We start from the raw sequence: 13,623 nt of genomic DNA, 5'->3' as shown, positions 1-13,623 counted from the left end.
AACGCCTTCCAGGCTTCGATGAACTGAAGCGATCCGCCGTCTAAAACCGTCTAACTCGTTGAATCTCAAGGAGTTTTCCGTTTCGACTGCGCCGGAAGTGGGGCGAATTATAGACCTCCTGAATCTGCCGTCAACCGTTAATTTCACTTTTATTTCAACAGGTTGCAGAAAGGCTGAACCCTGGCGCTTCTATATATAGAAGCATGCGCGCGCCCCGCCCAACGCCAATGAGACTCTAACGACACGCCCATGCCCGCTAACCACTTCATCCTGCCAATTGCCGCCGCACCTGCGCAGCACGCCTTGCCTGCGCGTCCAATGTCCAGGCGACACCTCCCAACACCAGCAAAATACCGACCGCCTCATTGGGGCTGGGTAAAGCCCTCGCGATGATGTAGCTATAAAGCAACGCGCATAGCGTTTCGAAGACGATCATCTGCCCGCTGATCGCGATCGGGAGGCGCTGCGCTGCGGAGTTCCACAGACCATTGGCCATCCACGATCCCCCTATGGCCAGGAACAGGATCGTCAGAGCAAACACCGATAGACGTTCACCGCTTAAACCGGTGGGTAAAAGTTGCGGCTGGAAAATGCACACCGCCAGCGTAATGAAAAGCGCAACCGCCCCCGTCACCATGCCCTGCAACGTCGACCACTCACTCGGACTGAAGCGCAGCGTTTTCATTTGCCGGGCATTGCGCAACGCGAACCATGACCAGGAAAGCACGCCCAGCAGCGCCAGTAATGCGCCGAACGCTTTATCACCATTGCCCTGACCGTTGACGATTTGCATGATCGCGGGAAGGTTGATCCATGCAATCCCGGCACAGATAAAAGCCATGGAAATGAGCATCGAGCCGGATTGACCATCGCTCGATCGCCGCCCCATGAGCATGATTGCCACAGGGATCAAGCCATTGATCAATGACGCGATGGCGACTCCCGCAAACTGGACCGCCGCGCTCAGAAGGATGAAGTACACGACGTTTCCAGTCAGCGCCAGCTCAAGCAAAAGCAGTACGTCGCGCCGATTCAATCGCGCCAGGAGTTGCCTGGCTCGTGGCAACGCAAGAGCAGCAGCGAACAGTCCGTACAACAAAAACCGCGCACAACTGATGACCACCGGATGAACATCGGGAATCAGCGACGGAATAACGATTACCGCGCCCCATATTGCGCCAGCCATTCCGGCATGGACTATTGCTCTGCGCATCGTGATTCACCTCTGAAGAATTCCCCAATGCTAGTGTCAACAGGCGGACGACTCTAACGAAAACGGCGCATACTGCCATTCCCTTACGGCATACCTCACGAGTATCGAAATGGTTGGACGTTTTCGGCACATGCCGCCGCTCGACACACTTGTCGCCTTCGAGTCCGTGGCTCGTCTGGAGAGTTTCACCCGCGCGGCAGACGAGCTTTGTGTCACGCAAAGCGCGGTCAGCAAGCAGATCCGGACACTTGAACAGACGTTGGAGGTTGAACTGTTCACCCGCCAGGCACGCGGCGTGAAGCTCACCACCTCAGGCCGGCTCTACCACGACGAAGTGCTGCCGGCCCTGCATCGCATCCATGCGGCGGGACAACGGGTCCGCACGACCCGCGCAGCGAATACGGTCACCGTTCTGGCGACACATGCCGTGTCGCAGTTCTGGTTGTTTCCGCGACTGCTCGGCTTCAGCGCGATCCATCCTGAAATCACCGTCAACGTCAACGCCACCAATGACATCCTGCCGTTCATGGTGCCGGACTGCGACGTCGCGATCCTCTACGGAAAGGGTGACTGGCCGAACCTTGCCGCCACCCCGTTCATTCCCGAAGTGGTTTACCCGGTTGCTCGCCCCGGCACCCCGGGAGCCGATGCCTCAACGCTGCAAGCGCTGGCGGACCTGCCGCTCATTCAGTTGTCATCGGCATGGGATTGCATGGAGTGGAAGGATTGGTTCGCCCACTTCGACCACGTCTACCAATCGCCCAAGTCTGCCCCGACGTTCAACCAGCTTACGCTGACTTACGCGGCGACGCTCCAAGGGGCCGGTATCAGCCTGGCCTGGGACTTCATGGCCGCGGATGCGGTAAGAAAAGGTGAACTGGTACGGGTTACCGGGTTTGCGGCGGACACCGGATTCGCCGAGTTCGTCGTTCATGATGCAAGCCGCCCGCTCTCCGAGGCTGCGCAGACATTCAAGGAGTGGCTGCTGCAACAAGGCACAGCACCCGGATAACGATGCGGCCATCCGGGTTGAATCCGGACAGCCGCATTCCTGCCTGACGCTAGCCTTGGCTCAGCGAATGGGCGGCAGGGACGGCGCGTACTCGCTCAACGCTTCAAAACCCAGGCGGTTTGCCGGGCCAGAACCGCCGTAGCGGACTCCCCCACCAGCTCGGCATACACCCCCGGAGCCGTTGCGCCTTCGGTGCTGATAATCAGCACCCGCGAGTTCGCGTCGAGACCGACGTCCGCCGCGCGCCCGTCCCTGACCAAACGTACCAGACCCGCCAGCCCGGCCACGCCGGACTCACCGGCAACCAATGGAATATCACGCTCGCTGCCAGCCGCCAGACGACGCATGGCGGCCACCGCTTCGCCATCGCTGATCGTCATGAAGAAGTCCACGCACGGTTCAAGAAAGCGCCAGGCCAGCGCAGACGTCTCGCCACAGGCCAGCCCGGCCATCACCGAGTCCACCGAACCGGTCGCGCTCGACGCCTTGCCGGCCAGGGCGCTCTGGAACAGGCAATCGGCCTGCTGCGGCTCAACCATGACAAAGATAGGGCGCTCCTTGCCGTCATGCTCCCAGAAGTAACTGGAAACGCCCGCCGCCAGACCACCGACCCCGCCCTGTAAAAAGACATGAGTGAAAACCGGTGCCGCCGCTTCGATGATTTCCGCCGCCAGGGTGCCGTAACCCTGCATGACATCCCGGGGAATCACTTCGTAGCCCTCATAGGACGTGTCCGAGACGACAATCCAGTCGTTGCGCATCGCCAGCGCAGCCGCCTCGGCTACCGATTCGTCGTAGTTGCCCTCGATCCGGATGATCTGCGCGCCATAGGCGGCAATCGCCTCTTCGCGCTCGACGCTGACATGGGCATGAATCACGATGACACAACGGCAACCGATACTCTGCGCGGCCGCCGCCAACCCTTTGCCGTGATTGCCGTCAGTGGCGCTGATGACCGTGAAGTCCGCCAGCGCAGCAGCATACTTGCCATCCAGCAACCCGCGTGGGTCGAAACACTGTTCAGGGAACGTCCTCAGGATCAAACGCACCAGCGCAACAGGCGCGCCCAACGCCTTGAAGCTACCGAGTTCGGAACGTACGGATTCATCTTTGACCAGAAACTGCGCAACGCCGAGTTCATGCGCCAGATCGGGCAACGAATAGAGCGGCGTTGCACCGGCATTCAAACGTGCCCAGCGGGACAACCACTGACGGCTCTCCCCTGCCTTTTCGATGTTCATGACCGACTTCAACGAATCCGGGTACGGCTGGCGGGTCGCTTTGGGGTTTGCGATCAACATGGGCAACTCCTTTCAAACAGGCATCAGGACGCCGTTGCCGCTGAAGGGCGCTCAGCGGGCAGGCATGAAAATTCGGACTCAACGGGCGTTCAGGCGGCGACTGACAACATCGAGCAATACCTGAGCGCCCTGAATCAATTGATCGTCGTCGGTGTGTTCGCGCGGGTTGTGGCTGATGCCGCCGCGGCTGGGCACGAAGATCATCGCGGCGGGCGCAATGCGGGCGATCATCTGCGCATCGTGGCCGGCCCCGGAGGTCATCCGCCGACTGGAGAAACCCAGGCGCTTGGCCGAGGCTTCGATTTCATTCGCCAGCCCGGCGTTGAACATCACCGGCTGAAAGCGCACCAGGCGCTCGGTGGTAATGCTCACCCCTTCGCGCTCCGCGATGTCGTCCAGGTATTGGCTCAAGCGACGTTCAGCGTTGACCAACCGGCCTTCATCCGGGTCACGCAGGTCGACCGTGAACGTTGCCTTGCGTGGAATGACGTTGATCACATCCGGCTCGAACTTCATGCAGCCCACGGTGGCGAGCGTCGAACCGGCATCCTCGGCAATCGCCCGCAGTTCAGCGACAATCGAGCAGGCCACGAATCCCGCGTCGTGGCGCAGACGAGTCGGCGTCGTACCGGCGTGGTTGGCATTGCCTTTGACTTCGACTTGTTGCCAGGAAATGCCTTGCAGATTCTCGACCACGCCAATCAAGGTGTTCTCGGCCTCGAGAATCGGCCCCTGCTCGATATGCAGCTCGATGTATTCATGGGGCACGATGGTGCCCGGCTCCAGTGTGCCGGCGTAACCGATGCGCTCCAGCTCATCCCCCAGGCGGGTGCCATCGGTGCCAAGGGTGTCCAGCGCTGCGTCCACCGACATACCACCGGCGTACACCAGCGAGCCCATCATGTCCGGCTGATAGCGCACGCCTTCTTCATTAGTGAAGGCGCCGACCGTGATGGATCGCTGGGGAACCACACCCGCTGCACGAAATGCCCGAATGACCGCCAACCCCGCCAATACGCCATAGCAGCCATCGAGCGCACCGGCGTTGGTGACGGTGTCGATGTGCGATCCCATCATGAGCGGGCGTGAAGGGTTCGCCCCACGCAACGTACCGAAGATATTGCCGATGCGATCAACCTGTACCTCCAGGCCCAACGTGTGCATCCAGTCGACGAGCAGATCGCGGCCCACCTTTTCGGCGTCGGAAAGCGCGATTCGCGTCCGCCCGCCATGCTCGGCATCCACCCCAAGCTGCCCGAGCGCCCGAATCTGTTCCAGCAGCAGCGGGCCGTTCAACTGCAGTGCATCATTCGCGTCCATCTGAATCTCCTGTGGCAAGCGAAACAGGGTTTCGCCCACCCTTTATTCAACCTGGGGAAATTCTATTAGCTCACGACGCAGGAAAATCTTGATTTACGGCCCGTTTGTGAATTTCCATTGCACCGAAGCGGCGTTTGTCGCCAAACGATTACGGATGAGCAACATGAACCTCGATCACTTTGACCTGGCCCTGCTGGACGCCGTACAGCGCGACGCCAGCACCTCGCAGATCGACCTCGGTGAAAAGGTCAACCTGTCCTCGGCGGCGGTGAACCGGCGATTGAAAAAAATGACCGCCGAAGGCGTCATCCAGGGCACCGTCGCATGCATCAACGCCGAGGCACTCGGCTACACGCTGACGGTGATCACCGAAGTCGAAGTCGAGACCGAACGCCTCGACTTGCTGGATGAGATGAAGCGCACGTTCCTCGCCTGCCCTCAGGTTCAGCAGTGCTACTACGTGGCGGGGGAATGCGATTTCGTGTTGATCATGCTCGTGCAGAACATGGCTCAATACACGCAGATCACCCGCGAGTTGTTTTTCCAGAACAACAACGTCAAGCGCTTCAAAACCCTGGTCTCGATGAGCGACGTCAAGACCGGGAATCACGTTCCGGTCCTCGAACCGGCGCCTGCAAAGGCCTGACGGCAAGGAAACCCACAAATAAATACGGTATACCGTACACCTGCTATCGCGAAAGAGAATGATTGTCAGTAAGATGCTGCCCCCCGCTTTCTCGATCAGGATTTTCATCGTGCGTCTCACGCTTGCTTCATTGTGTGTTCTGAATGCCGCTCTGCCATCCGCCTGGGCTGATTCCGTTACCCGCCCGTCACCGGACTCAATCGAACTTCCCTCAATGAGCATCAGTGCCGGCGAAATCGAAAACGCGGACGGCCCTGTTATCGGTTACAAGGCGTCACGATCAAAAAGCGCGACACGTACCGACACCGCCCTGCATGAAACACCGCAATCGGTCAGCGTTGTGCCAAAGGATGTAATTGAGGACACCGGCTCGACCCGCTTGCAGGACGCCCTGGATTACGCAGGCGGAATTGGCCGGGCGAACAACTTCGGCGGTCAGGGCCTGACCACATTCACCGTGCGAGGCTTTACCACCGGCGAGTTCTATCGCAACGGTTTCCCCATCAACCGTGGCTATCCGAATGCGCCAGACGCGAACACCGTAGAACGCCTGGAAGTGCTGCGTGGTCCCTCCACCGCCCTTTACGGACGCGGCGATCCCGGTGGCACTTTCAACGTTGTCAGCAAGCAACCGCTGAATGAGCGCAAAGTCACGCTGGGCAGCCAGTTCGATGATCAGGGCATGCATCGCGCAACGCTGGATGCTTCCGGCCCACTCGATGAGGAAGGCAAACTCGCTTATCGCTTGAACATTCTGGGCGAAGGCGGCGACAGCTTCCGGGACGATGTCGACAGCGAGCGCTATGACGTGGCACCGGTCTTGAGCTGGCAGCTTTCAGACACCACGAAGATCGTTTTCGAAGGTGACTTCATGCGCAACAATCACCCTCTGGATCGCGGCCTCACCCGCCTGCCCAATCAGGCCGGCAGCGCTTCACGTGATACCAACATCTGGGAAAAAGGCAGCGACAATCTGCTGCACAACGACAACAACATGGCCCAGATCCGTTTCGAGCACCTGCTCAACGACAACTGGACGCTGGGTGGGGGCATGCAAGTACTGGATGGCAGCCTCAAAGGCAACGCGGTGGAAGCCAACGGACTGCAGGCCGACGGGCAAACCCTGGGACGAAACTTCAATTACCGCAAACTGGAATGGACGGACAAGGACTACCAGTTGAACCTGACCGGCCATTTCGATACCGGTGGACTCGCGCATACCCTGCTCACCGGCGTTGAGTACGAAGACTACGACTACAAGTCCATCATCCAGCGCTCTGCCGCAGGTACCGGCGCCTATCCGATCAATATTTTCAATCCGACACTGGGCCAGGCCCGGCCGGCGTTGACGCGTACCACGACCCACGACAAGGAAAACCTCAAGACGTGGGCAGCATTCGTACAGGATCAGGTGGCGCTGACCGATCGCCTGTCTGCACTGGCCGGGGTGCGTTTCGAACGGTTCGAGCATCAGTACGATAACTACCTGCCGGGCACAAAAGGCTGGGAAGCGGCGGACAACTCAGTCACCCCTCGCTTCGGATTGATCTACGCCCTCACCGATACGCTCTCGGCTTATGCGAACACCGCCCGCTCCTTCAAACCCAACACCGGGGCCAGCCGAGACGGCGCCGGGTTCGATCCGGAAAAGGGCAAATCCTATGAGCTGGGCCTCAAATGGGAATCGCTGGATGGTCAGTTGAGCCTGGACACGGCGATCTACCATATCGTCAAGGAAAACGTCCTGACCCGCGATCCGGTTGACCCGAATTACAGTGTCGCCGCCGGACAGGTTCGCAGCCGTGGCCTGGACATCAATGTTGCCAGCAACCTTACTCCTGAATGGCGGGTGATCGGCGGCTACGCCTATGTAGACGCAGAGGTCACCAAGGACAACTCGCTACCGACCGGCACACGTCTGGCCAATATCCCGCGTAACAGTTTCAGCCTGCTGAACACCTATGAGTTCCAGGACGGCATGGCCAAGGGACTGGGGCTGGGAGTAGGCGTCAAATACGTCGATGACCGCGCCGGCCAGACGGCTACGCAGACCTACAACATGGATCAATACAGCGTCGTCGACCTCTTGAGCTTTTATAAAGTGAACGAAAACGTGCGGCTCAATCTGGATTTGAAGAATATCTTCAACAAGGGCTACGACGAGGGTGCCTTCAATACCTACGTCTACCCTGGGGCGCCAAGAACCGTGCAGGCAGGGATCGCTTACACATTCTGATATTCGAGCCGGAACCGTGGCCGCCCTGCCAATGGCAGGACACCACGGATTCGAAATGCTCGTCGCCCGCGTCTGTGTATCCCGCTCAATCGTAAAACGGTTCGACCGACGTCCGACTGCCCACGAAGAAACTGTCGGCCACCAGACGCAACGGTTGCAGATCCAGATCGCTGGCCTTGTCGGCGATCAGTTGCTGGAAATGCCGATACACCGCCGCGTACTCGCCCTCCTCCGCAACCGCTTGGCGCACACCGTCGATGCTCAACAGTGCGCCGCCGTTGTCCAGTCGCAGGCGGCCTTCGGCACAGCGGATCTCGATGCTCCAGAGTTCGTCATGGCCGTGGTCGAAATCGAACTCCGCGCGGACATCGAGCAGACGCGTGTCCGACATTCTGATGGACGCGGCGATAGGCGACTGACAGTTGCTCGGGACACGCAATTCGGCGGACTCAACGAACAGCGGCAGCGCCAGCAAATGGGTGGCGATCGACAAGGCATTGATGCCCGGATCGAAAACGCCCAGCCCGCCGGGCTGCCAGATCCATGCCTGACCGGGGTGCCATTTGCGCACGTCCTCTTTCCAGTCGATCTGAACACTCTGCAGGGTGCGAGTGGCGAGCCAGTCTCGAGCCGCTTCGATACCCGGCGCGTAGCGTGAGTGCCAGGCAAACAAGCCGCTGACGCCTTGCGCCTCGGCCTGACTGACCAATGCCATTGCCTCACCCAGGGTGGCGCACGGCGGCTTTTCCACCAGTACATGCTTGCCGGCGGCCAACGCCTGCTGCACCAGGGCGAACCGGCCCTGGGGCGGCGTGCAAAACGCAATCGCGTCGACGTGCGGGCCGTTTTCGAGCAGTTCGCTCAAAGACTGAAAATTCTCCACGCCGGCGCAGGGCTTGCCTTGGGTGGCGACCGCCACCAGTTGAAACGCGGGATTGGCGTTGATCGCGGGAACGTGCTGATCCTGGGCGATCTTGCCGTAACCCACCAGACCGAGACGGATCGGTAGCATCGATGACTCCTGTTTTTTGTCGTTATTGGAAATTGGAAACGCGGCACTTGCCGGATCTTACCCATGAATAACCGTCAGGGAAAATGTCACTGCACCGTGACAAAAATAACCCATATGCGCTTGTACTTCGCCTTGACAGGCAAAGCCGCGCGATGAAAACATCCGCTGCGTTATCGAGTCATTCACAACTTCCGATAACCATGGACACTCGTCAGAACAACAATGAAATGGAGTTTCATTATGTCTTGCTCTCGCCCGTTCCATTCCTGCCCCAGAATCTGGCTTTCCTATCTTCCACGCCATACCTGATTCATTGATCGCACGCTTTCACTCTGCGCGATTCCTTGTGTGCTCACGTCTATCGATGTCCGAGAACAACTATGAAAGTAGTGAACAGTTGCGTCCTGAAAGAATGGTATGACAGCGAATACAGCGCCTGCGACAACGGCACACTGTTCGGTGAACTTCGCGGTGAATTCAAACAGTTTCTCGACAGCCTGCCCGACGGTCCGGGCCAGGCTCTGGAGCTGGGTTGCGGCGATGGTCGCAACCTCACCGCCCTGGCGCGCAAGGGCTACAGCCTGAGCGGTGTCGACATGGTCGACAGCACCGTTCAGAGCCGCAAGCATAACCCGTGGCTGCGTGAGCTGAACTTTCAGCAGACCGACATCCTGAACTATGTCCCCGCCCATGAAAGTTATGACGTACTTGTCTGTTCCGAAGTCCTGCACTTCTTTACCCGCGAAGAACTCCTACAGGTCATTCCGAAAATCATCAGCGCAGTGAAACCAGGCGGTTATATATTTCTCGATCTTCTCTCCGACCTGACCCGTTATTTCCAGGAAAGTGGCGAGCCCTTTATCTGGGACAAGGAAGCCGGATTATCCATTCAGGAGAGCGAAGGTTTCTTCGATGCCTGGCTCGGCGACTTCGATATTTATTCGTTCAATAAATTCTTCGACAAACAGAGTTGGCCGCTGAGCAACTCAGACAACTTGCCGATTGATCCTTATACCTGGCAAGGCACTTATGTTTCGGTGTGTGCCAGAAAGCGCCAATAACTCCCCAACTTGTGCTTGAAAGGATCTTGAGCCATGCAACTGTTCCATCAGGTCATCGCCGATAACGCGAGAAAATACCCGACAAAATCGGCCATCGTTCTGGACGGGGTCGCGACCACGTATGAGCAATTGCAGCAACGCGCGGATGATTTCGCCGCCCTGCTGCCGACCCTGGGGGTCGCGCCAGGCGATCGCGTCGGGCTGTATGCGCCCATTTCTGTCGAACTGATCGGCGCCTACCTGGGTGTGCTGCAAGCCGGAGCAATCACCGCCGCCACCCACCACACCCTGAGTCGCGCCAAGCTGATTCATCAACTCAAACATTCCGGCGCGCGGGTGTTGATCACCGACCGCACCGATGACCTGCCAGCGCTGATCGAGGCCGCCGGGCTGGAGTTGATCCTGCTCACCGTGCCCGTCCCCACGGCCACACCCCGGGTTATCCAGCTGGCCGACGCCCTTGCCGCGCACCGGGCACAACACGCCCCGGCCATTCCACCTCTCGACGCTGATCCCGAGCGTCCGACATCGATCTTCTATACCTCGGGTTCGACCTTCAATCCCAAGGGCGTGCTGGTCAATCACCGGATCATGCTGGCGGCTTCGAGCCGGGTCACCACCTATCTGCAGAACCGCCCGGACGACCGCATTCTCAGCTACTCGACGCTGGCCTCCGACTATGGCGTCTACAACGTCATGATGCCGCTGTTCGCTGGCGCCACCAGCGTCATCGAGAGCCGGCCAGCCAGCAGCGCGGAGGATGTCCTCGCGGTGGTCGAGCGTGAAGCGGTCACCGCGATGCATGTGTTCCCCCCGGTGTTTTTCCTGCTGGCCGACACCGGCCCGCAATGGCAGGCGCGGATTCCCGGCCTGCGTTATATCTCCAGCAGCGGTCAGGCCTTGCACACCCGGCATATCCAGCGGATCCGCCAGGCGCTGCCGCAGGTGCAGATTTTCTCCAACTATGGGCTCACCGAATGCAAGCGCGTCAGCTACCTGCCGCCCGAGGAAATCGACCAGCGTCCGACGTCGGTGGGCAAGCCCCTGCCGGGCGTCAGTCTGTACTTGATCGACGAACAGGGCCGGGCCATCGACGAACCGGGTCAGGTCGGCGAACTGCTGGTGACCAGCGACTACCTGATGCTCGAGTACTGGAACATGCCCGAGGCCAATGCCAATGCCTTTATCCACGACGCATTCGGCCATTCCCGGCTGTACCGCACCGGTGACCTGTTCAAGCGTGACGCCGAGGGCTACCTCTACTACGTAGCCCGCAAGGACGACGTGTTCGCGCGCAATATCTGGAACGTCAACCCACGGGAAATCGAGCAGTGCCTGGCCGCGCACCCGGCGGTCGCGCAGGTGCTGGTGGTGCCGGTGCCCGATGAGTCGGCCGGCCACGTCCCCAAGGCCTGCATCGTGCTCGATGCCGAGCATCGCCAGACCAGCGAAGAGGCCTTGCTCGACTACTGCAAGGCCCGCCTGGACTGGCACATGGTGCCGGCCCACTGCGTATTTCTCGAGGCCTTGCCGAAAACCGACTCGGGCAAGTTCACCGCCAAAGGACTGATCTGACAGCAGGAGCTATCTCATGAATACTTGCCCGCCGCCAATGGACGAGGCCAGCCTCGACCGGGACCTGCAACAAAGCGCCATGCTCAAACTGGCCGAGCATTTCCACAGCCTGGCCACAGGCGCCAGCCAGGTGCCCTTGCAGTCATTGCACAGCCACTTGAGATCGCAGATCGACGACCCGCACGTCCTCGACTACCACGATCGCCTGATCGCCGGCGCGGGGCCCTTGTTCTCGCACTTCCTGGCCAGTGTGCCGTACATCCTCGAAGAGCTGTCCCGCGTCGGTGTCGCCCTGACCCGCCTGGCCCAGGCCAGCCCACGGGAAGCCGGACAGACCTTCAGCCTGTTCGAAGTGGATGCCTTCGACGGCGCTAACGGCCGTGCGCTGGCCGGTCATTCCCAAGGCCTGATCCGCAGCTTGACCGCGTCGCCCAACCGGGCCAACCAGATACCTTTCGAGCAGCATGCCGACCCGGCCCTGTCGCGGTTTTATCCGCAGTCGTTCTTCAAAGTCAGTCCGGCCTTGCTGCAGACTCCCGAATACCAGAGCTTCAGCCAGGGCTTCGACTTCATCTATGAAATGGCCGCGTTCCAGTTCTACACCCGCGAACGCGATCGGCAAATCGCCCATATCCGGCAGTTTCTCAAGCCCGGCGGACTGGCGTTTTTCCTGGAAAAGCTCAACCACCCCGACCCGCAGGAATACCAGCGCCGCGAACAGATCAAGGACGAGGTGTTCAAGACCCGCTATTTCAGCGAGGAAGAAATCCGCTGGAAGCGCCAGCAGATGCTTGAACAGATGCAAAACGGTCAGGTCACCCTGGAAGAGCTGGTGAGTGCTCTGTCGGCGCGCTTCAAACATGTTCACCTGCTGTGGAGCAGCAGCAACTTCTGCGAGTTCGTTGCCTCGGACGATTCGCAACAGATCGAACGCTTTCTCGATCTGCTCGGCCCGGTGGTGCAGCCCGCAGCGTTCTGTTTCGAAGGTGCGCGCATTGGCAGGCTGACGGTTTCCCATGCCCGCGTCGAGGAGCCGGGCCATGTCTGATTCCAGCGAACCGACGTTCCACCCTGCCGCCCTGCCCGCGTTCTGCCACCGCGCGATCCAGCATCTGCCGGCCTGGCGTGAACGAGCAGCAGCGGCGGAAAAAAACCGTCGTTTGAGCGCCAGCACGTTCAGCGAACTGTTTGCCGGCGGCTGGCTGGACTTGCTGTCGCCACGCGCCCCGGCCACCCAGGACGGGCATTGGCCAACCCTGGTGGACAGTGCGCGCATCGCCGCCAGAGCCTGTGCCTCCACCGGCTGGATGCTGGCCCTGGTGGGCGGCCACGGCTGCATCGCCCGACGCCTGCCCCCGAGCTGCCAGGATCAGCTCTACGTCGCCGGGTCTCGGCAGTTGTTCGCCTCAGCCTCCAGCAGTAGCGACAGCCAGTTGTCGCTGGAGGCCGACGGTATACGGGTGAGTGGTCGCTGGCGCTTCAGCTCGGGCATCGAGGACGCCACCTGGCTGATGCTCAACGCGCCGTGCCCCAACCACCCGCAGGCCAAAAACACCCCGCGCTTTCTGGTGCTGGTGGCCACACAGGAGGTGCAGAAGCTCGACAGTTGGGACAGCGTCGGCATGGCCGCCACCGGTTCCCATGACGTGCTCACCCAACAGCTGCTGGTGCCCCACGAGCGTGTGTTTGCCCTGCACGAAACATTCGCCCAGCGCACGCCCGAATCCGCCAGCGACTACATCGACCATGTGCCCCTGGTGCCCTATCTCACCACTTCGATCATCGGCCCGCTGCTGGGTTGCGCCGAAGGCGCCCATGCCACGTATGTGGCGGCACTCGCCGGCTCGGCCCTGACCCATGATCCACGGATCGCCGAACTGGCCGCCCACTCGGCGGCGCAGTTGTACAGCGCCGGGTTGCTGTATGACTCGCTGGTTTCCCGGCTGCATGAGGCCGGTGTGCAGAACCGCGCCCTGGACGCCCGGCAACTGTTGCAGCTCAAACGCGACCGCGCCTATCTGGCACAGCAATGCGTGCAGGTGGTACGGCGCCTGGTGGAGCGCCTCGGCGCATCGTCACTGGTGGCCGCCAATCCGCTTCAGCGGCACTGGCGCGACCTTCAGGCCATGGCCGCGCACCGTGACGTGGCATGGAACGACGCGATGCTGGCCTGCGGCGAAACCCTCCTGCAATCCGCCCATGCCGGCATCGAACCGACCTGATCTCCCTTTTCACCACCGACTTTCC

The 13,623-nt window shown here is 60.3% G+C and carries 11 protein-coding genes; 7 read left to right on the top strand and 4 right to left on the bottom strand.

Features of this window, described 5'->3' with window-relative positions:
* Nucleotides 1–265 precede the first annotated feature (265 nt).
* Nucleotides 266–1,213 (bottom strand): DMT family transporter, encoded by a 948-nt coding sequence (locus KVQ74_RS26350; RefSeq protein WP_217834306.1) that lies wholly within the window; start codon nt 1,211–1,213, stop codon nt 266–268.
* Between the two features lie 109 nt (nt 1,214–1,322).
* Here KVQ74_RS26350 and KVQ74_RS26345 point away from each other — a divergent pair, with 109 nt between their 5' ends.
* Complete coding sequence (locus KVQ74_RS26345; protein ID WP_217834305.1) at nt 1,323–2,225, top strand: LysR substrate-binding domain-containing protein; 903 nt, start codon at nt 1,323–1,325, stop codon at nt 2,223–2,225.
* Nucleotides 2,226–2,320: 95 nt separating this feature from the next.
* Here the strand turns inward: KVQ74_RS26345 and KVQ74_RS26340 are convergent, their stop codons facing one another.
* Entirely contained in the window at nt 2,321–3,526 is a 1,206-nt protein-coding gene (locus KVQ74_RS26340) for a diaminopropionate ammonia-lyase (RefSeq protein ID WP_217834304.1), read from the bottom strand.
* A 78-nt stretch (nt 3,527–3,604) separates the two neighbouring features.
* Nucleotides 3,605–4,846, bottom strand: a complete 1,242-nt coding sequence (locus KVQ74_RS26335; RefSeq protein ID WP_217834303.1) for a Zn-dependent hydrolase — start codon at nt 4,844–4,846, stop codon at nt 3,605–3,607.
* 163 nt (nt 4,847–5,009) lie between these two features.
* Between KVQ74_RS26335 and KVQ74_RS26330 the strand changes: the two genes are divergently transcribed.
* Nucleotides 5,010–5,492 (top strand): Lrp/AsnC family transcriptional regulator, encoded by a 483-nt coding sequence (locus tag KVQ74_RS26330; protein ID WP_217834310.1) that lies wholly within the window; start codon nt 5,010–5,012, stop codon nt 5,490–5,492.
* 109 nt (nt 5,493–5,601) lie between these two features.
* Nucleotides 5,602–7,728 (top strand): TonB-dependent siderophore receptor, encoded by a 2,127-nt coding sequence (locus KVQ74_RS26325; protein ID WP_217834302.1) that lies wholly within the window; start codon nt 5,602–5,604, stop codon nt 7,726–7,728.
* A gap of 85 nt (nt 7,729–7,813) precedes the next feature.
* Here the strand turns inward: KVQ74_RS26325 and KVQ74_RS26320 are convergent, their stop codons facing one another.
* Nucleotides 7,814–8,740, bottom strand: coding sequence for a Gfo/Idh/MocA family protein (locus tag KVQ74_RS26320; RefSeq protein WP_217834301.1), 927 nt, complete (start codon nt 8,738–8,740; stop codon nt 7,814–7,816).
* A 380-nt stretch (nt 8,741–9,120) separates the two neighbouring features.
* Between KVQ74_RS26320 and KVQ74_RS26315 the strand changes: the two genes are divergently transcribed.
* From KVQ74_RS26315 to KVQ74_RS26300, 4 genes are read left to right on the top strand one after another with little or no spacing between them, the layout of a single operon-like run.
* Complete coding sequence (locus tag KVQ74_RS26315; RefSeq protein ID WP_217834300.1) at nt 9,121–9,801, top strand: class I SAM-dependent methyltransferase; 681 nt, start codon at nt 9,121–9,123, stop codon at nt 9,799–9,801.
* Nucleotides 9,802–9,834: 33 nt separating this feature from the next.
* Nucleotides 9,835–11,376 (top strand): class I adenylate-forming enzyme family protein, encoded by a 1,542-nt coding sequence (locus KVQ74_RS26310; protein ID WP_217834299.1) that lies wholly within the window; start codon nt 9,835–9,837, stop codon nt 11,374–11,376.
* Nucleotides 11,377–11,392: 16 nt separating this feature from the next.
* Nucleotides 11,393–12,424: a class I SAM-dependent methyltransferase gene (locus tag KVQ74_RS26305; RefSeq protein WP_217834298.1), complete on the top strand. Its 1,032-nt coding sequence runs from the start codon at nt 11,393–11,395 to the stop codon at nt 12,422–12,424.
* Nucleotides 12,417–13,598 carry an acyl-CoA dehydrogenase family protein gene (locus tag KVQ74_RS26300; protein ID WP_217834297.1) on the top strand — a complete coding sequence of 394 codons (1,182 nt, stop codon included), beginning with the start codon at nt 12,417–12,419 and terminating at the stop codon, nt 13,596–13,598. The genes KVQ74_RS26305 and KVQ74_RS26300 overlap by 8 nt, the downstream gene beginning before the upstream one ends.
* Nucleotides 13,599–13,623 lie beyond the last annotated feature (25 nt).

The organism is Pseudomonas botevensis (genome assembly GCF_019145475.1).
Classification (GTDB): domain Bacteria; phylum Pseudomonadota; class Gammaproteobacteria; order Pseudomonadales; family Pseudomonadaceae; genus Aquipseudomonas; species Aquipseudomonas botevensis.
Note: the sequence above shows the minus strand (reverse complement) of the source record. Positions and strands in the feature narration are given on the sequence as shown.

Coding starts and splice junctions, on each gene's coding strand:
- KVQ74_RS26300 (WP_217834297.1), top strand. CDS start 12,417: ATGTCTGATTCCAGCGAACCGACGTTCCACCCTGCCGCCCTGCCCGCG.
- KVQ74_RS26350 (WP_217834306.1), bottom strand. CDS start 1,213: ATGCGCAGAGCAATAGTCCATGCCGGAATGGCTGGCGCAATATGGGGC.
- KVQ74_RS26345 (WP_217834305.1), top strand. CDS start 1,323: ATGGTTGGACGTTTTCGGCACATGCCGCCGCTCGACACACTTGTCGCC.
- KVQ74_RS26335 (WP_217834303.1), bottom strand. CDS start 4,846: ATGGACGCGAATGATGCACTGCAGTTGAACGGCCCGCTGCTGCTGGAA.
- KVQ74_RS26310 (WP_217834299.1), top strand. CDS start 9,835: ATGCAACTGTTCCATCAGGTCATCGCCGATAACGCGAGAAAATACCCG.
- KVQ74_RS26315 (WP_217834300.1), top strand. CDS start 9,121: ATGAAAGTAGTGAACAGTTGCGTCCTGAAAGAATGGTATGACAGCGAA.
- KVQ74_RS26330 (WP_217834310.1), top strand. CDS start 5,010: ATGAACCTCGATCACTTTGACCTGGCCCTGCTGGACGCCGTACAGCGC.
- KVQ74_RS26320 (WP_217834301.1), bottom strand. CDS start 8,740: ATGCTACCGATCCGTCTCGGTCTGGTGGGTTACGGCAAGATCGCCCAG.
- KVQ74_RS26340 (WP_217834304.1), bottom strand. CDS start 3,526: ATGTTGATCGCAAACCCCAAAGCGACCCGCCAGCCGTACCCGGATTCG.
- KVQ74_RS26305 (WP_217834298.1), top strand. CDS start 11,393: ATGAATACTTGCCCGCCGCCAATGGACGAGGCCAGCCTCGACCGGGAC.